Source organism: Leclercia sp. UBA1284, from assembly GCF_002308415.1.
Lineage (GTDB): Bacteria > Pseudomonadota > Gammaproteobacteria > Enterobacterales > Enterobacteriaceae > Enterobacter > Enterobacter pneumoniae.
Genome location: NZ_DBUS01000006.1, coordinates 2,048,151 through 2,073,389, shown reverse-complemented (window position 1 = coordinate 2,073,389; position 25,239 = coordinate 2,048,151). Strand labels below are relative to the sequence as shown.

Sequence of the window (25,239 nt, the reverse complement as noted above, 5' to 3'; positions counted from 1 at the left end):
TGCGCCGCCTCGCGCACAATGAGTGCACATTTTGCCCCCAAGAGGCAAAAGCGAGCCACACCTGCAGGAGAACAATGAATGCCATCACTCAGTAAAGAAGCTGCCCTTGTCCATGAAGCGCTGGTTGCGCGCGGTCTTGAAACCCCGCTACGCCCACCGGTTCAGGAGATGGACAATGAAACCCGTAAACGTCTTATTTCCGGCCACATGACGGAAATCATGCAGCTGCTGAATCTCGATCTGAGTGACGACAGTCTGATGGAGACCCCGCGCCGCATTGCGAAAATGTATGTGGATGAGATCTTCTCCGGGCTGGATTACGCCAATTTCCCGAAAATCACCGTCATCGAAAACAAAATGAAGGTAGATGAGATGGTCACCGTGCGTGATATCACGCTCACCAGCACCTGTGAACACCATTTCGTGACCATCGATGGTAAAGCAACGGTGGCCTACATTCCGAAAGATGCGGTAATCGGTCTATCCAAGATCAACCGTATCGTGCAGTTCTTTGCTCAGCGTCCACAGGTTCAGGAGCGTTTAACGCAGCAGATCCTTACCGCGCTGCAGACGCTGCTGGGTACGAACAACGTGGCCGTTTCCATTGATGCCGTGCATTACTGCGTTAAAGCGCGCGGTATTCGCGATGCCACCAGCGCCACCACCACCACATCGCTGGGCGGTCTTTTCAAATCCAGCCAGAACACTCGCCAGGAGTTCCTGCGCGCCGTTCGTCACCACAACTGATCGTCAGGGCAGGGTATATGGAGCGGAATGTCACGCTGGATTTTGTACGTGGCGTTGCCATCCTCGGTATCCTGCTTTTGAATATAAGCGCCTTCGGTCTGCCGAAGGCCGCTTATCTTAATCCTGCCTGGTATGGCGAGATCACTCGCCGCGACGCCTGGACCTGGGCGGTGCTGGACCTCTTCGCTCAGGTTAAATTCCTGACCTTATTTGCCCTGCTGTTCGGCGCCGGACTACAGCTGTTACTGAAACGCGGTAAGCGCTGGATCCAGTCGCGCCTGACGCTGTTGGTGCTGCTCGGTTTTCTGCACGGTCTCTTTTTCTGGGATGGCGATATTCTGCTGGCGTATGGGCTGGTGGGGTTAATTTGCTGGCGCATGATCCGCGACGCCCACGGCGTCAAAAATCTCTTTATGACCGGCGTAGTGCTGTATGCCATGGGGATTGGGGTGTTGGTATTGCTGGGGTTAATCTCGGGTAATTCCACCAACCGCTCCTGGGTTCCGGATGCGGCAAACTTACAGTATGAACAGTTCTGGAAGCTTGCCGGAGGCAGTGAAGCCATAACGAACCGCCTTGATATGCTGGGCGATAGTTTGCTGGCGCTCGGGGCACAGTACGGATGGCAACTGGCGGGGATGATGTTAATGGGCGCCGCGCTGATGCGCAGCGGCTGGCTGAAGGGTGAATTTAGCCTGAAGCACTATCGTCGTACTGGCCTGTGGCTGGTGCTGACCGGTATCGCCATCAATCTGCCGGCGGTCATTACCCAGTGGCAGTTGGGGTGGGACTATCGCTGGTGTGCCTTTCTCCTGCAGGCCCCGCGCGAACTGAGTGCACCGTTCCAGACGGTGGGATACGCGGCGTTACTGTATGGTTACTGGCCGCAGCTCTGCCGCTTTCGCCTGGTCACCGCCATCGCCTGCGTGGGGCGCATGGCGCTAAGCAACTATCTTTTGCAAACCCTGATTTGTACGACACTCTTCTACCGGTTGGGCCTGTTTATGAAGTTCGACCGCCTGCAACTGCTGGCATTTGTACTCCCGGTATGGGCCGCAAACATTCTCTTCTCAGTCTACTGGCTGCGCCGGTTCCGCCAGGGTCCGGTTGAATGGCTGTGGCGCCAACTGACCGCCAGGGCTGCCGGTGTTTCATTGAACGATACATCCAGATAACGATCTGGATCACAATCATTAACAAAATGGATGTAACCGTTTTCATCTGTGTGAGCTTCTTCACGTAGTCCCCGCGCTTGCGCTGCCAGAATAGACACCTTGCTAAACACAGGGGGTGTCTGTGAGTTGCTGCAATCTCTTTAAGGATGGTGAATATGATCACCATTCGTGACGTGGCCCGCATCGCGGGCGTTTCTGTTGCCACCGTTTCCCGCGTTTTAAACAACAGCGCGCTGGTCAGCCCTGATACACGCGAAGCCGTGTTGAAAGCGGTGGCCGAGCTTGGCTATCGCCCGAACGCGAATGCCCAGGCGCTGGCCACCCAGGTCAGTGATACCATCGGCGTGGTGGTGATGGATGTGTCGGATGCCTTTTTCGGTGCGCTGGTTAAAGCCGTGGATGTGGTGGCGCAGCAGCATCAGAAGTATGTGCTGATTGGTAACAGCTATCACGAGGCAGAGAAAGAGCGTAACGCCATTGAGGTGCTGATACGTCAGCGCTGTAACGCCCTGATTGTGCACTCAAAAGCCCTTGCGGACGACGAACTGGCCAACTTTATGGATCAGATCCCGGGCATGGTGCTTATTAACCGGATTGTACCGGGCTACGCCCATCGCTGCGTGGGGCTGGATAACGTCAGCGGGGCGATGATGGCTACCCGGATGCTGCTCAATCATGGTCATCAGCGCATCGGCTATCTGGCCTCCAGCCACCATATTGAAGATGACGTGATGCGTTACGAAGGCTGGCAAAATGCGTTGAAAGAGCAGGGGATAACGCCGTCTGATAGCTGGGTGGGAACGGGAGAGCCTGATATGCAGGGTGGGGAGGCGGCAATGGTCGAGTTGCTGGGCCGAAACCTACAGTTGACGGCAGTTTTTGCCTACAACGACAGTATGGCTGCCGGCGCCCTGACGGCGCTGAAAGATAATGGCATTGCGGTGCCACAGCATCTCTCCTTGATTGGCTTCGATGATATTCCCATTGCCCGTTACACCGATCCGCAGCTCACTACCGTCCGTTATCCCATTGCTTCTATGGCGAAACTGGCGACAGAGCTGGCATTACTGGGCGCGGCGGGGCAACTTGATCCTGATGCGACACACTGTTTTATGCCAACGCTGGTGCGTCGCCATTCCGTAGCCATTCGGCAAATTGTGGCGCCGATCACTAACTAATTATCTGCAGTGATGTAACCGCTTTCAATCTGTGAGTAAATTCACAGTATCTTAACAAGGCGCTGGCTATGATGTCAGCGTTTTAGGGGCTGAAACGCTATGTAACGGTGATTATTCATTTTCACCATAGCAAACGTGCCGCAAACAACGAAAAAAACGCATTCTGGAGCGTTACCGACCAAGGAAGATAGAAATTTTATAAGTGAGCTTCGGTAGTCAGTAACGTTTTCTTAACACACTGCCCGCCGACCGTTATTCACACGAACTACCCTGCATAAAAAAAACCGGAGATACCATGAATAAGAAGGTGTTGACCCTGTCTGCTGTAATGGCAAGCATGCTTTTCGGTGCCGCAGCGCACGCTGCTGATACCCGTATCGGTGTAACTATTTATAAATACGACGACAACTTCATGTCCGTTGTGCGTAAAGCTATCGAGAAAGATGCTAAAGCAGCGCCAGATGTTCAGCTGCTGATGAATGACTCCCAGAATGACCAGTCCAAACAGAACGATCAGATTGACGTTCTGCTGGCGAAGGGCGTTAAAGCCCTGGCAATCAACCTGGTTGACCCGGCTGCTGCAGGCACCGTTATTGAAAAAGCACGTGGCCAGAACGTTCCTATCGTCTTCTTCAACAAAGAACCTTCCCGTAAAGCGCTGGATAGCTACGACAAAGCGTTCTACGTGGGCACCGACTCGAAAGAATCCGGCATTATCCAGGGCGACCTGATTGCTAAACACTGGGCGGCTAACCCGAACTGGGACCTGAACAAAGATGGTCAGATTCAGTTCGTGCTGCTGAAAGGCGAGCCGGGCCACCCGGATGCAGAAGCGCGTACCTCTTACGTGATTAAAGAGCTGAATGACAAGGGCCTGAAGACCCAGCAGCTGGCGTTAGATACCGCAATGTGGGATACCGCTCAGGCGAAAGATAAGATGGACGCATGGCTCTCTGGCCCGAATGCGAACAAAATTGAAGTGGTCATTGCCAACAACGATGCGATGGCAATGGGTGCGGTAGAAGCGCTGAAAGCACACAACAAATCCTCTGTTCCGGTATTCGGTGTTGATGCCCTGCCAGAAGCGCTGGCTCTGGTTAAATCTGGCGCAATGGCCGGTACCGTTCTGAACGATGCCAACAACCAGGCGAAAGCCACCTTCGACCTGGCGAAAAACCTGGCCGACGGTAAAGGTGCCGCTGATGGCACCAACTGGAAAATTGAAAATAAAATCGTACGCGTACCTTACGTGGGCGTAGACCAGTCCAACCTGGCTGAGTTTATCGGTAAATAAGTTCTTTTTTGTAAGTTCTCACTGGGCGCAATTCGTTGCGCCCTTTTATAACGCGATATGCGAGGCCAACAAGGTATAATTATGGTCAGCACAAATACTCAGTCGTCGGGTGAATTCTTGTTGGAAATGAGCAATATCAACAAGTCTTTCCCGGGCGTTAAGGCTCTCGATAATGTTAATTTGAAAGTGCGTCCTCACTCTATTCACGCGTTGATGGGGGAGAACGGTGCAGGTAAATCAACATTATTAAAATGCCTTTTTGGAATCTATTCTAAAGATTCAGGTAGCATTCTTTTTCAGGGGAAAGAGATTGACTTCCATTCGGCCAAAGAAGCACTGGAAAACGGCATTTCAATGGTGCACCAGGAATTAAACCTGGTTCTCCAGCGTTCTGTTATGGACAATATGTGGCTGGGGCGTTACCCCACTAAAGGCGTATTTGTCGATCAGGACAAAATGTATCGCGATACCAAAGCGATATTTGATGAACTGGATATTGATATTGATCCACGGGCCCGCGTTGGCACGCTATCCGTTTCTCAAATGCAGATGATCGAAATTGCGAAAGCCTTTTCCTATGATGCCAAGATTGTCATTATGGATGAGCCGACTTCTTCCTTAACGGAAAAAGAGGTGAACCATCTGTTTACTATTATCCGCAAGCTGAAAGAGCGTGGCTGCGGCATTGTTTATATCTCGCATAAGATGGAAGAGATCTTCCAGCTCTGCGATGAAATCACCATTCTGCGTGACGGTCAGTGGATTGCCACTCAGCCTCTTGAAGGGCTGGATATGGATAAGATCATCGCCATGATGGTGGGGCGCTCCCTGAACCAGCGCTTCCCGGACCGCGAGAACGTCCCGGGCGAAGTGATCCTCGAGGTCCGTAACCTGACCTCTCTGCGTCAACCCTCGATTCGTGATGTCTCCTTCGACCTGCATAAGGGCGAGATCCTGGGCATTGCCGGTCTGGTGGGGGCGAAGCGTACCGATATCGTGGAAACCCTGTTTGGTATCCGTGAAAAATCGGGCGGCACCATTACCCTGCATGGTAAAAAAATTAATAACCATAACGCCAACGAAGCCATTAACCATGGTTTTGCGCTGGTCACCGAAGAGCGCCGCTCTACCGGTATTTACGCTTATCTGGATATTAACTTTAACTCGTTAATCTCTAATATTCGCAACTATAAAAATAAAGTCGGTCTGCTGGATAATTCCCGCATGAAGAGTGATACCCAGTGGGTTATTGACTCAATGCGCGTTAAAACGCCAGGACACCGTACCCAGATTGGTTCTCTCTCTGGTGGTAACCAGCAGAAAGTCATTATTGGCCGCTGGTTGTTGACCCAGCCCGAAATTTTAATGCTCGACGAACCCACCCGTGGCATTGACGTAGGTGCAAAATTTGAAATCTATCAGCTGATTGCTGAACTGGCTAAAAAGAATAAAGGGATCATTATTATTTCTTCCGAAATGCCGGAATTGTTAGGGATCACAGACCGTATTCTGGTAATGAGCAATGGTCTCGTTGCCGGAATTGTTGACACCAAAACGACAACGCAAAACGAAATTCTCCGTCTTGCGTCTTTGCACCTTTAAGATCAGGGGCTCCTCATGAGTGCGTTAAATAAAAAAAGTTTTCTCACTTATCTGAAAGAAGGCGGTATTTACGTTGTTCTTTTAGTGTTACTGGCCATTATTATTTTCCAGGACCCCACGTTCTTAAGCTTACTGAACTTAAGTAACATCCTGACCCAGTCCTCCGTGCGTATTATCATCGCCCTCGGCGTTGCCGGGCTGATTGTGACCCAGGGGACAGACCTCTCTGCCGGACGTCAGGTGGGTCTGGCTGCGGTTGTCGCCGCCACGCTGTTGCAGTCGATGGAGAACGCCAACAAGGTGTTCCCGGAGATGGCAACCATGCCGATTTTCGTGGTTATGCTCATCGTCTGCGCAGTGGGTGCCGTCATTGGTCTGATTAACGGCATTATCATCGCTTACCTGAATGTGACGCCGTTTATCACCACCCTGGGTACGATGATCATCGTTTACGGTATCAACTCCCTGTACTATGACTTCGTAGGCGCGTCGCCTATTTCTGGCTTCGACAGCGGATTCTCCTCCTTCACGCAGGGCTTTATCGCACTCGGGAGCTTCCGTCTCTCGTATATCACCTTCTATGCGTTGATTGCGGTGGCCTTCGTCTGGATCCTGTGGAACAAGACCCGTTTTGGCAAAAACATCTTCGCTATCGGCGGCAACCCGGAAGCGGCAAAAGTGTCTGGCGTTAACGTTGGCCTGAACCTGCTAATGATTTATGCGCTGTCGGGTGTCTTCTATGCCTTCGGTGGGATGCTGGAAGCGGGCCGTATCGGTTCGGCAACCAACAACCTCGGCTTTATGTACGAACTGGATGCGATTGCAGCCTGCGTAGTGGGCGGCGTCTCGTTCAGCGGCGGTGTGGGTACCGTACTCGGCGTGGTGACGGGGGTCATTATCTTTACCGTTATCAACTACGGTCTAACCTATATCGGCGTGAACCCTTACTGGCAGTACATTATCAAGGGCGGCATTATTATCTTCGCCGTTGCGCTGGATTCACTGAAATACGCGCGTAAGAAATAATCTATCCATCTGTTATCAGGCCCGCTCAGTGAGCGGGCTTTTTTATTTCCAGCAAAGAAGAGAGGATGGGCTAGTTTCGTGGCGACGCAACGTATCCTGCAACGTTCGACCGTCAACGCAAAGCAGAAGTGGCACCTGAGCTGCGAGACACAGATGTCTTGTTAACGTTCAGGGAAAGATCGAAAAGGCCCGCTTTGTGCCAGAAGCGGACATTGCAAACAAATTAAGTATTCCTCAGAAGACTGGATAACGTGGATTAAGTAAACTGCTGACGCTGTTACAGAGGCGGAGCGCAAGCGAATATTAGAGCGTACCAACGAGGGCAGAGTGGCCGCTATGGCGGCAGGGGTTAAGTTTGGTAGAAAACCTCATTCAGGTTCGGGAATGGCTCTGGAGCTTAATCACCTTGATACTCCCATTAAGATTGTAATGGTGAAAACAGGCATTCACGGACAGCTTACTTTCGGTTGAAGGATCATCAGCGCCGTACCGGATGTTCAGACGATACAAATAAAAACTTTCAGGCTCTTGTCTCGGAAGCTCTAAATATCTTCATATAAATGACCGGGGACATAATGGATAATTATAATCAGTTGCTAGCATTCATATGGGCGTATGAATTCGGCAACTTTTCTGCCGCCGCACGGGCAAACGGATTGACGCCTTCAGCAATGAGTAAACTCATCAGCCGGCTGGAAGCGAGGTTACAGGTAAGACTCTTCCATCGCGGGACGAGAACGTTAACGCTGACCGAAGAGGGACACGTTTACCTTAACAGTGCCCGGGCAGTCGTTGACGCAATGACGGAGGCTGATTCACTGGCTGAGGATTTGCCATCACGCGTCAGCGGGCAGCTGAAAATCCGTACTATGACTACATTTGCCCGTTATCAAATACTTCCATGGTTGCCAAAATTTATTGACGACTACCCTGACCTCAAAGTTGATATTGAAACGGGGCCGGTTTACCGGGATGACTTTGATAAAGGACTGGATCTGGCCATTTATGGTGGTGTACTTGCGAGTTCTTCCCGTATCGCCCGTCGTATCGGTGAGAGTCAGTGGATAACCTGCGCTTCGCCGGCCTACATCACCAGGTACGGCATACCCTCCCATCCTCGCGAGTTAATGGAGCATCGCTGCTTTCACTTTAATTTCGATAGTCACTGGAACCAGTGGGTATTCACCGAAGACAATCAGAGCGTCATATTCCCGGTAAAACCGGTTGCCTCCCTGTCGCAGGGGGATTTGCTGCGCGATCTGGCCATTCAGGGGGAAGGTATAGTCCGGCTGGCTGACTTCCACGTTCACCGGGATATCAAAGAAGGAAGATTGATCCCGCTTTTGAAGGTATTCCAGTCTCCTGTCAGAGAGCCGCTCTATATAATTTACGCGAAAAGACAGTATCTCAGCCCACGCATCCGCTGTTTTATTGAATTCATGGAAGAACAGATAGCTCTTCATCCCTGGAGTATTTGAGTTTCTGTCAGCCCGTTACTTCTTGTCCCTTAGGTCATATTTGAACACCCACTGTGAAACTAAGTCATAGTGGGTGTTCCTGCTGCTCGAATCCCGCTGCTAAAGAATCGTGTTACTGTTTTAGGGATTTTTACAGAACGAATCCATTTTCCAAGACAGAAGAAATTACTATGTCAGACAAACAAACATCACGGGCAGGGATGGCACTGGCCCTTGCTTTCTTTTCCGGAATGCTGAGCAGCAGTCTTCCCACTCCTCTCTATCCCGTATACATGAGTTTATATGGCTTCAGCGCTTCTCAGATAATGGCGGTGTTTGGCGTCTATGCGGCAGGGGTCCTTTTTGCGCTGGCATTTACTGCAAAGGTCAATATCAAGACTGATCTGTATACAAGACCTCTCTATGCAGGTCTGGCCTGCGTTTTGCTGTCATCCCTACTGATGATGTTTGCAGATAACTTTATGATACTTATTCTCGGCCGATTTGTTACGGGTCTGGGTTCAGGTATTTTAATGGCCTATATAAACCGTACGCTTATTAAACTCTTTGATACAAAAGTAAATAATACCGCGGCATTGACGGCTTCACTCTCGTTAATCCTTGGACAGGCTATTGGTCCATTGATTACGGGAGAAATTTTGAATCGTAGTTTTTATGCACTTAAGACGCCATACGCCATTCTTTTTACTCTGGTCGTTATGTCAATATTCGGAGTCTGGCGTAGTCGTCTGGTGATTAACAGGCACAGTACGTCAGTAATTGTTGAAAGGAAAATTGTCGATACTCAAAATTACAAGGAGCTCTCATTCCGGGACGTCATCGTCTGCTGCATGGCCATATTTCTTTCCTGGGCAATGGCGTCCACGTTTATGTCCCAGGGGCCCACTCTCGCGCGCACCTATTTCAATGTTACCAGCGTGCAGCTGGTAAGCTATTCCCTGTCGGTATTCCTGCTGGTTGCAGGTATCACCCAGATAATGATGAGGAAAAACCACCATTACTCGTCACTAAAGATCGGGATTATTGCCCAGCTTGCTGCAGTTTTGCTGGCCCTCTGTAGTGTGTACACGACCGCTCCTTCTCTTCTTTTCACATCCGTAATGCTCGAAGGGTTCGCCTATGGGGCAATTCTTGTTGGTGCTGCCACTATCGTTAATGTGGTCGCCAGACAGAGTCAACGACATCATCTGATAAACCTGCTTTACATTGTGGGTTATGTGGGTAACTGGCTGCCATTTGTACTGAGTGTGATGATGGATCATTTCTTCCTGAAAACAGCCCTGAATGGCTATTTGTTATTGTGCAGTGTTTTAAGTGCTTGCACTGTTTTATCAGCTTATATATCGGGGAAAAACCAGCCAGCATTACAGGGTGATTGAGTAATTACTGAAATTCATAGACGTAAAGATTAACCGGTCAGCCTCCTGTATGCCTGAGCCGGTAATTAAGTGTGAAAATCACTCAGCCTAAAAGTAAAGCAAAGGCGTCATTATGTTTAATAATTACCCGGCAATACGACCACCGGCTGACCGAAAGCTGGTATGGCGCCGGGCGCCCTCTGGCCGAGAATCGGGAATACTGCAGGCTGCTGAATATTTGCAGCGAGGCCGATCTGCAGCGCATCATGATGGCCGGCGTGCCCTGGCTGTCGCTGTGCGTGCAGCAGGTGGACATCGGCGAAGCGGGCATTTCACTGATGCCGAAGGGGATCTCGCTAACCTGCGCCCTCTTCATTGAGGCCGTCGCCGGCGATCGCGAGCAGCAGGCGATTTTCCGCCATCATCTGTTCTGGTATCAGGATTAGGCGCAGTTCTGGCGTGAGGTGGATACCATCCGCGCCGCCAGGTTGCTGCCGGCGCTGGAGCACCCTACATTCTGCATGGTGGCGAAAGTGGAGCCGGGTTCATGGCAGAATAATATCCTCTCTGTACTTCAGGGCAGGGAAGATGTCAAAGGTTCCGGGTCAGCTCTTCTATATTTCCGGCAAGCGTATCCAGTAAGGCATTAACATAAAGGTTATTGTTTCCCTGATGCCACATGACGCTTAAGGGAAGTCCCTTAATACTTTCCGACGGCGAAAGAGCGATATATTTTACGCCGTCTGCGTTCATGTTTTTATAGGAGGAAGGAACCAGAGCAATACCCAGTCCCGCCGCGACTAAGCTCAGGATCGTCTGTTTCTCCTCAGCATATTGTGCAATGACAGGGGATTTTCCCCCCGCCCTGAACGCGTTCATCGTCAGGTCATGGCTGTGAGGTCTGGTGCGTCTTTCCGGGATGATAACGGGTTCATTAAAGAAATCTCCGATACTGACGCTGTCATAACAAACCAGCCGGTGATCGGCAGGAACAGCGAGTACACAGCTTTCATTAGCGATAAACCGCGTCGTCAGCGTGGCATCAACATGTTCAGGCGGACGAACAAAAATAATATCCAGCCATCCTGAAATAAGCCGCGGTATAAGACTGTGAGATTTATCTTCCGTAATATGGATATCCGCATCAGGATGCTGCCGCAGGAAAAGGATAAGTAATTCTGGTAATAACCCCCTGGCCGCGCTGTCAATTGCACCGATCCGCAATGTTCTTTTATGCGCCGGTGTATTTTTTTGAAACCGTAACCGCAATGCATCAAAGTCAGCAATGACGATCCTGGCCTCATTCAGGAACTCAGCCCCCTCAGGCGTGAGCGATACGTTCCTGGTAGATCGATTCAGCAACCTTATCGCCAGCTCTTCCTCCAGTAGTTTAATGAAACGGCTGAGTGACGCAGGCATCATTTCAAGTTTACGGGCTGCCCGGCCAAAGTGAAGCTCATCACCTAATACCACAAAGCAACGCAGCTGATTTATATCCATTTTTTCCTCAGAAACAGATTATATAAATAATTTGTATAAAGCAGTGCTGATGATAAAACCACACATCTCTCCATACTGGGATTATTACAAAATGATAACAACCCTACACGACAATGGAGCATCCCGAAAATGAATAATGACCTCGAAAAAAAGGTTATGCGAAAGGTTACCCTGCGCATTATTCCTTTTATTATGCTGCTGTATTTCATCGCTTTTCTCGATCGAGTGAACATTGGTTTTGCCGCCCTGACCATGAATGAGGATTTGGGGTTTTCGCCCACCGTTTTCGGGCTGGGTGCCGGCATTTTCTTCCTCGGCTACTTTTTGTTTGAAGTCCCGTCAAACTTAATCCTGCATAAAGTGGGGGCCCGCATCTGGATTGCCCGCGTAATGATCACCTGGGGCCTTGTCTCTGGTTGCATGGCTTTTGTGCAGGGTACAACAAGCTTCTACATTCTGCGTTTTCTGCTCGGTGTTGCAGAAGCCGGTTTCTTCCCGGGGATTATCCTTTATCTCAGCTATTGGTTCCCGGCAGCCAGACGCGCGCAGGTGACTGCCATCTTTATGGCCGCAGCCCCGCTCTCTACAGCACTGGGATCGCCTATTTCTGCCGCCCTGCTGGAGATGCATGGCTTCCTCGGCTACGCCGGCTGGCAGTGGATGTTTGTACTCGAAGCCTTGCCAGCGCTGATACTTGGCGTTGTGGTTCTGTTCTTCCTTACCGATCGTCCGGCCAAAGCCAAATGGCTGACTGACGAAGAGCGTGCGTGGCTGGAAAACACCATGCAGGCCGAGGAGCTGGCCCGGGCGGCAAAACAGAGCCACAGCAGCGCATGGAAAGGACTGGCGGATAAGCGGGTACTGGCTCTGGCGCTGGTCTATTTCGGTACTTCTGCCGGCCTGTACACGCTTGGCATCTGGTCCCCGCAAATCATCCGCAGCTTCGGTGCTACCTCGCTGGAGATCGGTTTCCTGAACGCTTTTCCGGCTGTCATCGGCGTCATTGCTATGATCCTGTGGGCACGGCATTCCGACCGCACCAAAGAGCGCAGCTGGCATGTGATTGGCGCCTGCCTGCTGGCGGCAGCCGGTCTGATTTACGCCGGTAACGTCAGCACACTTTTTACCGTGATCGTCGCCTTAACGCTGGTCACCATGGGCATCAGCGCATCGAAACCGCCACTCTGGAGTATGCCAACAGTGTTCCTTAGCGGCCCGGCAGCGGCAGCGGGAATTGCCACGATTAACTCCATCGGTAACCTCGGCGGCTTTGTAGGCCCGATGATGATTGGCGTGATCCGCCAGCAAACCGGTAGCTACACCTGGGGCCTGTACTTTGTCGCCGGATTGCTGGCGATCTCGGCCCTCGTTGTCCTGATTCTTTCTGCCAGAGCGAATAAATCGCATACGGCAGAGATCCCTCATCCTCATACTCATTGACTGGAGAAGAAACTATGCGTAACTACAAAATTGCAGCCATACCTGCCGACGGCATCGGTCCGGAAGTCATCTCTGCTGGGGTTGAAGTGCTGCATGCGCTGACACGCCACGATCCGCAGCTGAGGTTTGATGTGGAAACCTTTGACTGGGGGTCGGACTATTACAAAAAACATGGCGTGATGATGCCGGAAGAGGGGCTTAACACACTAAAAAAATTTGATGCAATTTACTTCGGTGCCGTGGGCGCGCCGGATGTACCTGACCACATTACGCTCTGGGGCCTGCGCCTGCCAATTTGCCAGGGCTTTGACCAATATGCCAACGTGCGTCCAACCAAAATCCTGCCGGGTGTCACCTCACCGCTGCGGAACCGCGGACCGGGCGATCTTGACTGGGTCATTGTGCGTGAAAACTCCGAGGGGGAATACTCTGGCAACGGCGGTCGTGCACACCGTGGCTTACCGGAAGAAGTCGGCACCGAGGTGGCAATCTTCACCCGCGTCGGGGTTACGCGCATTATGCGCTATGCCTTCAAACTGGCGCAGTCTCGTCCACGTAAACTGCTGACCGTGGTGACCAAGTCCAATGCCCAGCGCCACGGAATGGTGATGTGGGATGAGATTGCTGCTGAAGTCGCGCAGGAATTCCCGGATGTGCAGTGGGATAAGATGCTGGTTGATGCCATGACGCACCGTATGACACTGCATCCCCAGACGCTGGATACCATCGTTGCCACCAATCTGCACGCTGATATCCTCTCCGATTTGGCCGGCGCGCTGGCAGGTAGTCTGGGCGTGGCCCCAACCGCCAATATTGATCCAGAACGCCGCTTCCCTTCCATGTTCGAACCTATCCATGGTTCAGCTTTTGATATTACCGGCAAAGGTATTGCTAACCCGATAGCAACCTTCTGGACAGCGGTACAGATGCTTGAACATCTGGGAGAGCGTAACGCCGCAGCGCTGATTATGGAAAGTATCGAATATGTCTGTGAGAAAGGCATTCTGACACCAGATGTAGGTGGAACTGCCAGTACGGCGGACGTCACCCGCGCTGTAGTGGAATTTATCGAAGCCAGAGCAAATATCGCCGAGACCGTATAACCATGAAAAATGAACAGGCTGCAGAGATCCTGCAGGATATTTTTCAGCATGCTGTCGACAGCGCCCGTGCCGGGCCAGCGATCCTGTCAAACCTGCCGGAAAAACCACGTGGCCGCTGTGTAGTGATCGGCGCAGGTAAAGCCTCGGCGGCGATGGCAGCGGCTGTAGATGCAGCCTGGCCGGATGTGGATGTGTCTGGCGTGGTGGTGACGCGTTACGGTTACGCTGTACCTGCTGGCCGCATCCGGATTATCGAGGCTGCTCATCCGGTATCTGATTCGATGAGCGAAGTTGCCGCAATGCTGATTGTGGAAGCGCTGCGCGGATTGACCTGCGATGACCTGGTGCTGGCGCTGATTTCAGGTGGCGGGTCGGCGCTGATGGCGCTGCCCGCGCCAGGATTAACATTGAAAGACAAGCAGGCCATTACCCGTGCGCTACTGCACAGCGGTGCCAACATCACAGAGATGAATCTGGTACGTCGTCATCTCTCCGCGGTGAAAGGCGGCAAGCTGGCAAGAATGGCGCAACCAGCTCGTATTGTGTCACTGATTATCAGCGATGTGCCGGGGGATAATCCGACAGATGTGGCATCAGGTCCTACTGTCGCCGATGACAGCACGCCGCCTGATGCGCTTCGGGTGCTGCAGCGTTACGGTATTCAGGCCCCTGAACCTGTTCATAGACTGCTAAGCCAGCCGGCAGGCCCGGTTGAAAGCGCAGCGAACAGTGAAGTTAAACTCATTGCCACGCCGCAGCTGGCTTTGCAGGCTGCGGCGCTGGCTGTGCGCAAACACGGGCTGACGCCGCTTATTCTGGGCGATGCAATAGAAGGCGAAAGCCGTGAAGTGGCCACCGTTATGGCCGGAATTGCTAAATCCGTGAAGTTGTATGGTCATCCGGTTTCCGGTCCGGCAGTGCTGCTGTCGGGTGGTGAAACCACCGTTACGGTAAACAATGGCCAGTACGGCAAGGGTGGTCGTAATACTGAATTCTCGCTTAGTCTGGCCTGTGCGTTACAGGGGGAATGCGGTATATGGGCCATCGCCGGCGACAGTGATGGCATCGACGGAACGGAAGATGCAGCAGGTGCGTTGGTATTTCCGGACACGTTGACACGCGGCAAGCTGAGCGGTCTGAATGCTGTTAATTATCTTGATGTACATGACAGTTACAGCTATTTCCAGGTACTCAGTGACCTGGTGATAACCGGGCCAACGTTAACAAATGTAAATGACATCCGGGCAATATTAATTGCCTGACCGTTTCGCTCTCCAGCGGTCAGGGAGAGCGATATTTGCTCGTTCATCATGTGCGGGCAGCCAGCAGTCGTACTGAAGCGCCTGGAGCAGGCGGTGCCGCGTGCCACCGCATCGTGGTCTCGACCATTACCTACGCCGAAATGCAGTTAGGTGCCTCCGGCCCGAAGGCCTTTCCTCGGTACGTCTGGCTGGTTGACTCGTACCACATCCGACTAAATGCCATCCTGCCCTGGGATCGCGCTGCGTTGGACGCCACCCCGGATGCCCAACGTCCGCTCCTCGCTCATTGCAGACATCAGTTCGAGGACTTTTATCATAACTCTCTGACTGCACGTATCCATGAAAAAGCCCGCGATAGGGAGTCAGTCCAATAGCGGGCTCTTTGTGCAACGTTCAGACTTGCCGTCTCATTTTCGCCGTAAATAAAACGGCTACTTTTTCTCTTTTTTCTGGAAATCCAGCAACTGCTCCGGCGTGACCGCCGGGTAACCCTGCGCATCTTCCGGCACTTCGTGTTGGGTGGGGATCGGCACCAGCGGGCCTAAAAAGCGCGGTTCACGTTTGAAGAGGTAGAGATCGGCCATCGCACCCAGACGTGCGCCAAATTCGCGTACCCGTACGGTGAGCATATCTTTCGGGGATGGGACCGCGTAGCACTGGGCCTGGATGCCCATATGCAGCGCAATAAACAGCGCGCGTTCGCAATGGAAGCGCTGAGTGATAATGATAAAGTCGTTGGTATCAAAGACTTTACGGGTGCGCACAATCGAGTCCAGGGTACGAAAACCAGCATAGTCGAGCACGATATCCGCGGGATCGACCCCGGCGGCAATCAGATCTTTACGCATCGTGACCGGCTCGTTATAGCTCTGGAGCGCATTATCGCCGCTCAGCAGCAGGTAGTTTACCTTGCCGCTGTTATAGGCATTCAGCGCCCCCTGAATACGGTAGCGGTAGTACTGATTGATCACCCCGGTGCGGTAATACTTGGCGGTACCCAGCACCACGCCCACCTGACGGTAAGGCAAGTCTTGCAGGTCGTCGAAGATGTAAGGGGCGGTTTTCCAGCTCATCCAGCGGTCGAGGCCAAGCGCAGTCAACAGCACGATGCCAGTCAGGACAAAGAGGCTGTAAAAAACGCGCTTAAACATGGAGATGACTCGTGTCGTGGGTGAAATTTCACTCAGGCTACTTTACCCGTCTGGTAAGCGCAAGAAACGGCGGTTTAATTGGGGGGATTTTCACCAGATACGCGGGCATTCCTGCCCGCGAAGCGGATCAGGCCAGCAAGGTGCGGTCAATATTCTGGCAGCCCAGCGCCTTCAGGGTTGCCACCGTAGCATCCCACTGAATGAGCGACGCATCAGCTTTTTCAGCCAGCATGGCGCGCTGAATGTCCGGATAATCATAGCCATTCAGACTCAGCAGATTCAGGGCACCCTGCAATGGGGGCAGGGTCGGGTTGAATGCCGCGTTCTCAGCATAGCTACCCGTGAAGATCGTACCGTCCCGGCACTCCAGGGCCACACCGCTCGGGGCGTTACTATAAGGGGCGTGGGATTGGTTGGCGGCGGCGATGGCGGCCTGAGTTAAGGCGTCGCCACTCAGAGCGAACCCCTGATTCTGCTCATCCATCAGGAGGGTTTTGATCTCCAGATCTTTCGGGCCAAAGGCATCTGGCAGGTAATCGGCCAGCGTATGTGGGGCGCGACCCGGCAGGTTAATGCGCAGCTCTAAGCCGCTATTCAGCTCATTCATAAACTGACGACAGTGGCCGCACGGCGTGTAATTCACGGTGATGGCGCTCAACCCTTTTTCACCGCGCAGCCAGGCATGGCTGATGGCGCTCTGCTCGGCGTGCACCGTCTGCTGCATGGTGGCGCCCAGGAACTCCATATTGCCGCCAAAATACCAGGTGCCGCTCACGCCGCGCGCAATGGCACCGACGTTAAAGTGCGAAAGATCAGCGCGTGCGCAGGCGGCGGCCAGCGGCAGTAGCGCAAAGGCCAGCGCGTCGTCATCCAGATCGGTTGCCCGTTTCAGTGCGGTGACCTGTTCAGCCGTCAGCAGGGCGGGGAAGTGCGCATCTGCCAGAATCGGGGCCAGGGCTGATTGCAAATTCTCTGCAAGCTGGGCAAAAGCTGATTGAAAACGTGGGTGCATGGCATTGCCTCATAAGGATTAATGGATCGGTAGTGTACGGAGCCGCAACCGGTTTATATGTGACGGCGATCTCATTATGTGTGCAACTTATGAAACAGAAATGAAAAATGCGCGACGCGTCGCAAATTTTAGCCCATTACCGCCAGAATCACCGGGAAGAGGAACGGCGCGAGAAGCGAGGTCATGATCCCGCAAATCACCAGCGCCAGCGAACTGAAAGCCCCTTCCTGATAATCCAGCTCGGCACAGCGCGCGGTGCCAAGGGCATGCGACGCGGTTCCCATCGCTAAGCCGCGGGCTGCTTTGGTCCGAATACGCATCAGGTTCAGCAGCGTGTGACCAAACACCGCCCCGAGGATGCCGACAAAAATCACGCAAACGGCGCTAATGGCCGGGATACCGCCAATGCTTCCGCCCACTGCCATCGCAATAGGGGTCGTGACCGATTTCGGTAAAATAGAGGCGGCGATTTGCGGTGATGCCCCCATCAGCAGTGCAACCGAGGTACCGGTGATCATCGCCACCACGCTGCCCACCAGGCAGATAGTGATGATGGATTTCCAGCGCGCACGGATTTGATGCAGCTGTTCATACAGCGGGAAAGCCAGCGCCACGACCGCAGGCTGCAGGAGATCGTTGAGCACTTTACTGCCTGCGAAATAGTGCTCGTACGAGATACCGGTCACCAGCAGGAAAGGGATGATAACCACCATCGCCACCAGTAACGGATTGAGCAGCGGCATCTTAAAACGCATGGCGAGCTTACGCGCGGCGAAGAAGACGGCCAGGGTTAACGGCAATGACCACCATATATTTGCCATCATTTCTTACTCTCCTTCTCGCCAATTACTTTGCGCTCACCATGAACCAGGTGTGAACTCCAGCTCACCACCAGGAAGACCACCAGAGTGCTGATAAAACAGGAAACAACGATCGGACCATACTGGGCTTTTAGCAGGTCGTAATACTGCATCACCCCCACGCCGATGGGGACAAACAGCAGCGCCATATAGCGAATCAGCACCGAGCATCCCGGTTTAACCCACTTCGCCGGAATGATCTGCAGCGCCAGTAAGACAAAGAGGATCAGCATGCCAATGATGCTGCCCGGAATGGTGATCGGCAGCAGCGATGCCAGGAAGTTACCCACGTAGAGGCAGAGATAGATAAATATGAACGCGCGCAGATACTGCCAGACGTTATTCAATGATTTGTTCATGGTGAAAGCCCTTGAAGAAACGCATTCATCATACAATTAAACCCGGAAACGTGCTACGGATCACATCATGAAATTTGAGCATACCAGACATTGCTTTTTGGAACGTCGGGCATTTCCACAAACACGGGTGACAAGCCTTCACTGACGATATACGATTTATATATGAATCATTACGGAGTATATAAATGGGTATCGTAAAAATTTCCGACCTGCTGCATGACGACATTCGTGATGCCAGCAAAGCCATGTCACGTTCGGTCAATGCTCAGGCCGAATACTGGATCCGCCTCGGTATGATGAGTGAGCTCTACCCTGAACTTAATCATCAGCAGATCAAGATGATGATGCTGAAATCCGGCTCCGACCGTTTACTGGAGGTGATCAATGCCATCAATTCTCATTAAAAGCGCAGATGAGCTGGCGCGCCAGCGTCATGCGGGCGAACTGCTGGCCTCGGTCTTTACCATGCTGGACGCCTTTATTAAGCCAGGCGTCACCACCATGGAGATTAACGACCGGGTGGAAGCCTTTATTATTAATCAACTCCAGGCCCGTCCGGCCAGCAAAGGGCAGTACGATTTCCCGTATGTGCTTAACACCTCGGTGAATGATGTGGTCTGCCACGGTATCCCGAAATCGTCCGAGCACCTGAAATCCGGGTCCATCGTCAATGTCGATATCACGCTCGAAAAAGCGGGCATGATTGCCGACTCCAGTAAAATGTATCTCATTGGCGACGTCTCGCCGCTGGCCCGTCGACTGGTTAATAAAACGTACGAGGCGATGTGGAGAGGAATTAAGGCTGTGAAGCCGGGCGCGACGCTGGGGGACATCGGTCATGCGATTCAGTCTTATGTTGAGAGCAACGGCTACAGCGTGGTGCGGGAATATTGTGGACACGGTATCGGCAAAGAGATGCACGAAGAGCCGCAGGTCTTGCACTATGGAAAGCCCGGTGAGGGCGCCGTGCTCAAAGAAGGGATGGTCTTTACCATCGAGCCGATGATCAACCAGGGCGACAGCCGTATCAAGACCAAAAAAGATGGCTGGACGGTAGTGACCCGCGACAAAAAACTCTCGGCCCAGTGGGAACATACCATCGCCGTCACGGCGGAGGGTTTTGAAGTGCTGACGCTGCGCCCGGAAGAGACGGTGCCTGAGTAAGCGCCGGGCTTTCCACATACCGGGAGAGCGGCTACTATAGCGCGTCTTTTTTCACAGGTACGAACAATGCGTGTATTACTGGCGCCGATGGAAGGCGTGCTCGACTCACTGGTGCGCGAGCTGCTGACCGAGGTTAACGATTACGATCTCTGCATCACCGAATTTCTGCGCGTGGTCGATATGTTGCTGCCAGTAAAGTCGTTTTACAGACTCTGCCCTGAACTCCACAACCAGAGCCGCACCTCTACGGGCACCCTGGTAAGGGTACAGTTGCTGGGGCAATATCCCGAGTGGCTGGCGGAAAACGCCGCACGGGCGGTGGAGCTGGGCTCGTATGGCGTAGATCTCAACTGTGGCTGCCCTTCGAAGCTGGTTAACGGCAGCGGCGGCGGGGCCACGCTATTAAAAGATCCTGAACTTATCTACCGTGGCGCAAAGGCGATGCGCGAAGCGGTACCCGCGCACCTGCCGGTGACGGTAAAAGTGCGGTTGGGATGGGACAGCAGCGATCGCCAGTTTGAGATTGCCGATGCCGTGCAGCAGGCGGGGGCCAGCGAGATGGTGGTTCACGGGCGTACTAAAGAAGATGGCTACAAGGCGGAACGCATTAACTGGCAGGCCATCGGCGAGATCCGTAAACGCCTGTCGATTCCGGTTATTGCCAACGGTGAGATCTGGGATTACGAAAGTGCCCAGGCCTGTATGGCCGCTACCGGCTGTGATTCGGTCATGATTGGCCGTGGCGCCCTGAACGTGCCCAATCTGAGCCGGGTCATAAAATATAACGCGCCGCGCATGCCCTGGGCGGAGGTGGTGACCTTGCTGCAAAAATACAGTCGTCTGGAAAAGCAGGGTGATACCGGGTTGTATCATGTGGCGCGCATTAAACAGTGGCTCAGTTATCTGCGCAAAGAGTATGACGAGGCGCTGTCGTTATTTCAGGAGATCCGCACGCTGCAAACCTCAGCAGAGATTGCGCGCGTCATCCAGGCAAAATAATACCCGCTCGGGCAGGCTCGGGGCTTTTAGATGCCTCTTTCGCTCAGTATTAAAGGGCCTTTGGTACGCAAATCGCCTGCGGGCTGTACAGTGGCCGAGAGCGATCTCCATCACGTTTCTGTTCGTGGCAGATTGAGGCTACGAATGAAAGTGATAGAGTACCTGAACTGGATTGTTACTGCTGCGGCAGGCAAAACCTGATTTCTGGCTTCCGCCGGAGGTCAGGTTTTTTTGTTTTTGGGGTTCCGATGATCATCGCCAAAATTCTTAATAATAATGTGGTGGTTGTTCAGGATGAACACGGGCGCGAACAGGTCGTGATGGGTCGTGGGCTGGCCTTTCAAAAGCGCGTGGGTGAGAACCTGGATAAAGAGAAAGTGGAAAAAGTGTTCGCACTGCACAGTGACGAACTGGTGCATCGCCTCGGGGAGCTTCTCAGTCAGATCCCTCTGGAGGTGATGACCACCTGCGACCGCATTATCGGGCTGGCGGCGCAGCGACTGGGTAAATTGCAGGAGAGTTTATACATCACCCTGACCGACCACTGCTACTTCGCCATTGAGCGGCAGAAGAAGGGGCTGGCGATTAAAAACGTGCTGCTGTGGGAGATCAAACGCCTTTATCCAAGAGAGTTTGAACTGGGACAGGAAGCCCGGGCCATCATCGCCAGAAGGCTCGACGTCGCCTTAGCCGAAGATGAGGCCGGCTTTATCGCGCTGCATCTGGTCACCGCCCAGTTGAATAGCGAAATGCCGGAGGTGATGCACGTTACGCGCGTGATGCAGGAAATTCTGCAGCTAGTGAAGTATCAACTGCAGCTGGAGTATGACGAGGAGTCGCTCAGTTATCAGCGCTTCGTCACCCACCTGAAGTTCTTCGCCCAGCGCATGCTGACGCGAACCGTCGTGGAAGATGACGACGTCTCGCTGCATACCGCGGTGAAAGATAACTATGCGAAGGCGTGGAAATGCGCCGAGAAGATCGCACAGCATCTGCAAAAAAGTTATCAGCGCGAGCTGACAACCGAAGAGATTATGTTCCTCGCTATCCATATTGAGCGGGTAAGAAAAGAGGGGCGTTAAGCCTCAACAACTGGATTGTGACTGCATTACGCAGGCAAAACCTGAGCGCGGCCCCCTGATGGGGGTCGTTCTCGGGTTTTTTTATTTTTAGTCTCAGTCAACGGGTGCCTGCGGGCATTGAAGAAGGAAATCGAGATGGAATATCAAGCATTGGCAAAGGATATTCTCGGCCACGTCGGGGGCAAGGAGAACATTGTCAGTCTGGTGCATTGCGCCACCCGGCTTCGCTTTAAACTGAAAGAGAGCCAAAAGGCGGATGCGGAGGGGCTGAAGAAAAATCCGGGCGTGATTATGGTTGTCGAAAGCGGCGGCCAGTTCCAGGTGGTGATTGGCAACCACGTTAACGATGTGTGGAAAGCCGTTCGTCATGAAGCCGGGCTCACCGATGATACGCCGGTGACGGAAGAGGCGGGCGACAAAGGTAATCTGCTTGGCCGTTTGATCGACATCGTTTCGGGCATCTTCACTCCCTTTATCGGCATACTGGCCGCCTCCGGTATTTTAAAAGGGCTGCTGGCGCTGGCAGTAGTCTGCGGCTGGCTGACCACCGACAGCGGCACCTACAAAATCTGGTTTGCGGCGAGCGATGCGCTCTTCTTCTTCTTCCCACTGGTACTGGGTTACACCGCCGGTAAGAAATTTGGCGGTAATCCCTTCATCACCATGGTCATCGGGGGGGCATTAACCCATCCGATGATGATTCAGGCCTTTGAGGCCAGCCAGCAGGCAGGGGCGATGGAGGACGCTTTCCTCGGGATCCCTGTCACCTGGTTCAACTACAGTTCATCGGTGATTCCGATCATTCTCGCTGCCTGGGTCAGCTGCTGGCTGGAGAAGCAGAGCGTAAAACGCCTGCCCTCTGCAGTGAAAAACTTCTTTACCCCGCTCATCTGTCTGGGCGTGACCGTGCCGCTGACCTTCCTGGTCATTGGGCCGATTGCCACCTGGCTTAGCCAGATGCTGGCAAACGGGTACCAGTGGATTTACGTGCTGGCGCCGTGGCTGGCAGGGGCGGCAATGGGGGCGCTCTGGCAGGTCTGCGTGATCTTCGGCCTGCACTGGGGGCTGGTGCCGCTGATGATTAACAACCTTGCGGTACTGGGGCATGACTCTATGCTGCCGATGTTGCTGCCGGCGGTGTTTGGCCAGGTGGGCGCCGCGCTGGGTATCTTCCTGCGTACCCGTGATAGCCGTCAGAAAATGTTGGCCGGTTCGTCCGTCACCGCAGGGATTTTTGGCATCACTGAACCGGCGGTCTATGGCGTGAACTTGCCGCTGCGTCGTCCGTTTATCTTTGGCTGTGTGGCGGGGGCTATCGGCGGCGCGATTGTGGGTTTCAGCGATACCCACGTCTACTCCTTCGGCTTTGCCAACATCTTTACCGTGGCGCAGATGATCCCGCCAGGCGGCGTGGATGCCACCTTGTGGGGCGGCATTATCGGTACGCTGGTGGCACTGGTGTTGAGCTGCGTCATGACGCTGGTGGCCGGGATGCCGGGCCGGGCAGCGGAAGCCACCCCGGTGGCGGTGCCCCCGGGTGAAAACGATGTGCTGTCGCCGATGACCGGCACCGTACTGGCTCTGGATCAGGTGCCGGATACCACCTTTGCCAGCGGGCTGCTGGGCAACGGGGCGGCAATTATTCCTTCAGACAACAAAGTGATCGCCCCATTTGCCGGGGAGGTGGCCTCGCTGTTTGCCACCAAACATGCCATCGGCCTGCTGAGCGACAGCGGCATTGAGGTGCTGATTCATGTGGGAATCGACACCGTTAAGCTCGACGGCAAACCCTTTACCGCTCACGTGAAGGTGGGTGACAAAGTTCAGCCGGGCGATCTGCTGCTGGAGTTCGATCGCCAGGCGATTATCGATGCCGGCTACGATCTGGCGACCCCTATCATTATCAGTAATAGCGACGAGTACCGGGACGTATCCACCGTGGCGGCCACAGCCGTCAATGCGGGCACGCCGCTACTCTGCGTCAGCCATTAATAACAGGAGAACCTATGAAAACGTTTCCGAATGATTTCTTGTGGGGCGGCGCGGTTGCCGCTAATCAGGTAGAAGGGGCTTATCTGGAGGATGGCAAAGGGTTATCCACCTCTGACGTGCAGCCGCAGGGGGTCTTTGGCCCGGTAGTGGAACGGGTTGCGGGCGACAGCGGCATCAAAGACGTGGCGATCGACTTTTATCACCGCTATCCGGAAGATATCAGCCTGTTTGCCGAAATGGGCTTCAGCTGCCTGCGCGTCTCTATTGCCTGGACGCGTATCTTCCCGAACGGTGACGAGCTGCAGCCAAACGAAGCCGGGCTGGCCTTTTATGACAAGCTCTTTGACGAACTGGCCGCCCACGGCATCACGCCGCTGGTGACGCTCTCCCACTACGAAATGCCCTGGGGCCTGGTGAAACAGTACGGCGGCTGGGGCAGTCGTCAGACCATCGGCTTCTTTGAGCGGTACGCGCGCACCGTATTTACACGCTATAAGGAGAAGGTGAAGCTGTGGCTTACGTTCAATGAGATCAACATGTCCCTGCACGCGCCGATGACCGGCGTCGGCCTGCCGGAGAGCAGCAGTAAAGGCGAAGTCTATCAGGCTATCCACCACCAACTGGTGGCCAGCGCACTGGCGGTCAAAGCCTGCCACGAGATCATTGCGGAGGCGAAAATTGGCAACATGCTGCTGGGCGGCCTGGTCTATCCGCTGACCTGCAAACCTGAAGATGTGCTGGAAGCGCTGCAGGAGAACCGCGCCTGGCAGTTCTTCGGTGACGTACAGTGCCGCGGGGCGTATCCGGGCTATATGCTGCGCTTCTTCCGCGAAAACGGCATCCAGTTGGAGATCACCGACGCCGATCGCGAGGCGCTGAAATCAACCGTCGATTTTATCTCTTTCAGCTACTACATGACCGGCTGTGTGACCACCGATGAAGCGCTAAACCAGCAGGCACGCGGCAACATCCTGAGCATGGTCCCCAATCCGCACCTGGCCAGCTCCGAATGGGGCTGGCAGATTGACCCGATTGGCCTGCGTACGCTGCTGAACGTGCTGTGGGATCGCTATCAGAAGCCGCTGTTTATTGTGGAAAATGGACTTGGTGCGAAGGATAAACCGGATGCCGACGGCGTGGTGCAGGATGATTACCGCATCAGTTATCTGAACGATCACCTGGTGCAGGTTCGCGAGGCGATTGACGACGGCGTCGAGATCATGGGGTATACCAGCTGGGGGCCGATTGATCTGGTCAGCGCCTCGAAGGCCGAGCTGTCAAAACGCTATGGCTTTATCTACGTTGACCGTGACGACAAGGGTAACGGCACCCTGGCGCGGAGCCGTAAGAAGAGCTTCTGGTGGTATCAGGAGGTGATTGCCACCAACGGGGCATCGCTAAAAGGGTAACGCAGGAAACATCCCGGCAGGGGTCAGCCTGCCGGGGTATTACTTAGA

23 protein-coding genes and 2 pseudogenes are annotated in these 25,239 nt (G+C 53.6%); 20 read left to right on the top strand and 5 right to left on the bottom strand.

Annotation, left to right across the window (positions count from 1 at the left end; all coding sequences use genetic code 11):
- The first annotated feature begins 78 nt into the window (after positions 1–78).
- From folE to B3511_RS13175, 10 genes and pseudogenes are all read left to right on the top strand, one after another.
- Positions 79–747 (top strand): GTP cyclohydrolase I FolE, encoded by a 669-nt coding sequence (gene folE / locus B3511_RS13220; RefSeq protein WP_046884737.1) that lies wholly within the window; start codon positions 79–81, stop codon positions 745–747.
- A 17-nt stretch (positions 748–764) separates the two neighbouring features.
- A complete protein-coding gene (yeiB, locus tag B3511_RS13215) occupies positions 765–1,922 on the top strand; it encodes a DUF418 domain-containing protein YeiB (protein WP_286782755.1) in 1,158 nt (385 codons plus the stop codon).
- A 155-nt stretch (positions 1,923–2,077) separates the two neighbouring features.
- Positions 2,078–3,100 (top strand): HTH-type transcriptional regulator GalS, encoded by a 1,023-nt coding sequence (galS, locus tag B3511_RS13210; RefSeq protein ID WP_286782753.1) that lies wholly within the window; start codon positions 2,078–2,080, stop codon positions 3,098–3,100.
- Positions 3,101–3,395: 295 nt separating this feature from the next.
- Positions 3,396–4,394 (top strand): galactose/glucose ABC transporter substrate-binding protein MglB, encoded by a 999-nt coding sequence (gene mglB, locus B3511_RS13205; protein WP_046884739.1) that lies wholly within the window; start codon positions 3,396–3,398, stop codon positions 4,392–4,394.
- Positions 4,395–4,475: 81 nt separating this feature from the next.
- The gene (gene mglA / locus B3511_RS13200; protein WP_046884740.1) at positions 4,476–5,996 is read left to right on the top strand and encodes a galactose/methyl galactoside ABC transporter ATP-binding protein MglA; all 1,521 of its coding nucleotides are present in this window, start codon (positions 4,476–4,478) and stop codon (positions 5,994–5,996) included.
- A gap of 15 nt (positions 5,997–6,011) precedes the next feature.
- Complete coding sequence (gene mglC / locus B3511_RS13195; protein WP_040074800.1) at positions 6,012–7,022, top strand: galactose/methyl galactoside ABC transporter permease MglC; 1,011 nt, start codon at positions 6,012–6,014, stop codon at positions 7,020–7,022.
- Positions 7,023–7,295: 273 nt separating this feature from the next.
- Positions 7,296–7,582 (top strand): annotated as a pseudogene (locus tag B3511_RS13190) (hypothetical protein); the annotation flags it as partial.
- Between the two features lie 15 nt (positions 7,583–7,597).
- Complete coding sequence (locus B3511_RS13185; protein WP_286782750.1) at positions 7,598–8,500, top strand: LysR family transcriptional regulator; 903 nt, start codon at positions 7,598–7,600, stop codon at positions 8,498–8,500.
- A gap of 170 nt (positions 8,501–8,670) precedes the next feature.
- A complete protein-coding gene (locus B3511_RS13180; protein WP_286782748.1) occupies positions 8,671–9,879 on the top strand; it encodes an MFS transporter in 1,209 nt (402 codons plus the stop codon).
- A gap of 71 nt (positions 9,880–9,950) precedes the next feature.
- Entirely contained in the window at positions 9,951–10,304 is a 354-nt protein-coding gene (locus tag B3511_RS13175) for a hypothetical protein (RefSeq protein ID WP_286782746.1), read from the top strand.
- A gap of 145 nt (positions 10,305–10,449) precedes the next feature.
- On the opposite strand, the gene B3511_RS13170 is transcribed toward B3511_RS13175, so the two are convergent.
- Complete coding sequence (locus B3511_RS13170) at positions 10,450–11,358, bottom strand: LysR family transcriptional regulator (protein ID WP_286782744.1); 909 nt, start codon at positions 11,356–11,358, stop codon at positions 10,450–10,452.
- Between the two features lie 129 nt (positions 11,359–11,487).
- Between B3511_RS13170 and B3511_RS13165 the strand changes: the two genes are divergently transcribed.
- The 4 genes and pseudogenes from B3511_RS13165 to B3511_RS13150 all read left to right on the top strand — a co-directional run.
- A complete protein-coding gene (locus tag B3511_RS13165) occupies positions 11,488–12,798 on the top strand; it encodes an MFS transporter (RefSeq protein WP_286782743.1) in 1,311 nt (436 codons plus the stop codon).
- A gap of 14 nt (positions 12,799–12,812) precedes the next feature.
- A complete protein-coding gene (locus B3511_RS13160; RefSeq protein ID WP_286782741.1) occupies positions 12,813–13,901 on the top strand; it encodes a tartrate dehydrogenase in 1,089 nt (362 codons plus the stop codon).
- A gap of 2 nt (positions 13,902–13,903) precedes the next feature.
- Positions 13,904–15,163 (top strand): glycerate kinase type-2 family protein, encoded by a 1,260-nt coding sequence (locus B3511_RS13155; RefSeq protein ID WP_286782739.1) that lies wholly within the window; start codon positions 13,904–13,906, stop codon positions 15,161–15,163.
- A gap of 48 nt (positions 15,164–15,211) precedes the next feature.
- Positions 15,212–15,426, top strand: a pseudogene (locus B3511_RS13150) (VapC toxin family PIN domain ribonuclease); the annotation flags it as partial.
- A 168-nt stretch (positions 15,427–15,594) separates the two neighbouring features.
- Here B3511_RS13150 and sanA read toward each other — a convergent pair.
- From sanA to B3511_RS13130, 4 genes are all read right to left on the bottom strand, one after another.
- Positions 15,595–16,314 carry an outer membrane permeability protein SanA gene (sanA, locus tag B3511_RS13145; RefSeq protein ID WP_046884742.1) on the bottom strand — a complete coding sequence of 240 codons (720 nt, stop codon included), beginning with the start codon at positions 16,312–16,314 and terminating at the stop codon, positions 15,595–15,597.
- A 127-nt stretch (positions 16,315–16,441) separates the two neighbouring features.
- Positions 16,442–17,326, bottom strand: coding sequence for a cytidine deaminase (cdd, locus tag B3511_RS13140; protein ID WP_286782737.1), 885 nt, complete (start codon positions 17,324–17,326; stop codon positions 16,442–16,444).
- 128 nt (positions 17,327–17,454) lie between these two features.
- A complete protein-coding gene (locus B3511_RS13135) occupies positions 17,455–18,150 on the bottom strand; it encodes a CidB/LrgB family autolysis modulator (protein ID WP_040074807.1) in 696 nt (231 codons plus the stop codon).
- A complete protein-coding gene (locus B3511_RS13130; protein ID WP_040074808.1) occupies positions 18,147–18,545 on the bottom strand; it encodes a CidA/LrgA family protein in 399 nt (132 codons plus the stop codon). The genes B3511_RS13135 and B3511_RS13130 overlap by 4 nt, the downstream gene beginning before the upstream one ends.
- Before the next feature lie 185 nt (positions 18,546–18,730).
- On the opposite strand from B3511_RS13130, the gene B3511_RS13125 reads away from it, so the two are divergent.
- From B3511_RS13125 to B3511_RS13100, 6 genes are all read left to right on the top strand, one after another.
- Positions 18,731–18,949 carry a ParD-like family protein gene (locus B3511_RS13125; protein WP_004868736.1) on the top strand — a complete coding sequence of 73 codons (219 nt, stop codon included), beginning with the start codon at positions 18,731–18,733 and terminating at the stop codon, positions 18,947–18,949.
- A complete protein-coding gene (gene map / locus B3511_RS13120) occupies positions 18,930–19,709 on the top strand; it encodes a type I methionyl aminopeptidase (protein ID WP_286782728.1) in 780 nt (259 codons plus the stop codon). The genes B3511_RS13125 and map overlap by 20 nt, the downstream gene beginning before the upstream one ends.
- Before the next feature lie 66 nt (positions 19,710–19,775).
- Positions 19,776–20,708 (top strand): tRNA dihydrouridine(16) synthase DusC, encoded by a 933-nt coding sequence (gene dusC / locus B3511_RS13115; RefSeq protein ID WP_207292097.1) that lies wholly within the window; start codon positions 19,776–19,778, stop codon positions 20,706–20,708.
- A 248-nt stretch (positions 20,709–20,956) separates the two neighbouring features.
- Positions 20,957–21,790, top strand: a complete 834-nt coding sequence (gene licT, locus B3511_RS13110; protein WP_286782726.1) for a BglG family transcription antiterminator LicT — start codon at positions 20,957–20,959, stop codon at positions 21,788–21,790.
- Positions 21,791–21,925: 135 nt separating this feature from the next.
- Positions 21,926–23,782, top strand: coding sequence for a PTS beta-glucoside transporter subunit IIABC (gene bglF / locus B3511_RS13105; RefSeq protein ID WP_286782724.1), 1,857 nt, complete (start codon positions 21,926–21,928; stop codon positions 23,780–23,782).
- 14 nt (positions 23,783–23,796) lie between these two features.
- A complete protein-coding gene (locus tag B3511_RS13100) occupies positions 23,797–25,191 on the top strand; it encodes a glycoside hydrolase family 1 protein (protein WP_286782722.1) in 1,395 nt (464 codons plus the stop codon).
- Positions 25,192–25,239 lie beyond the last annotated feature (48 nt).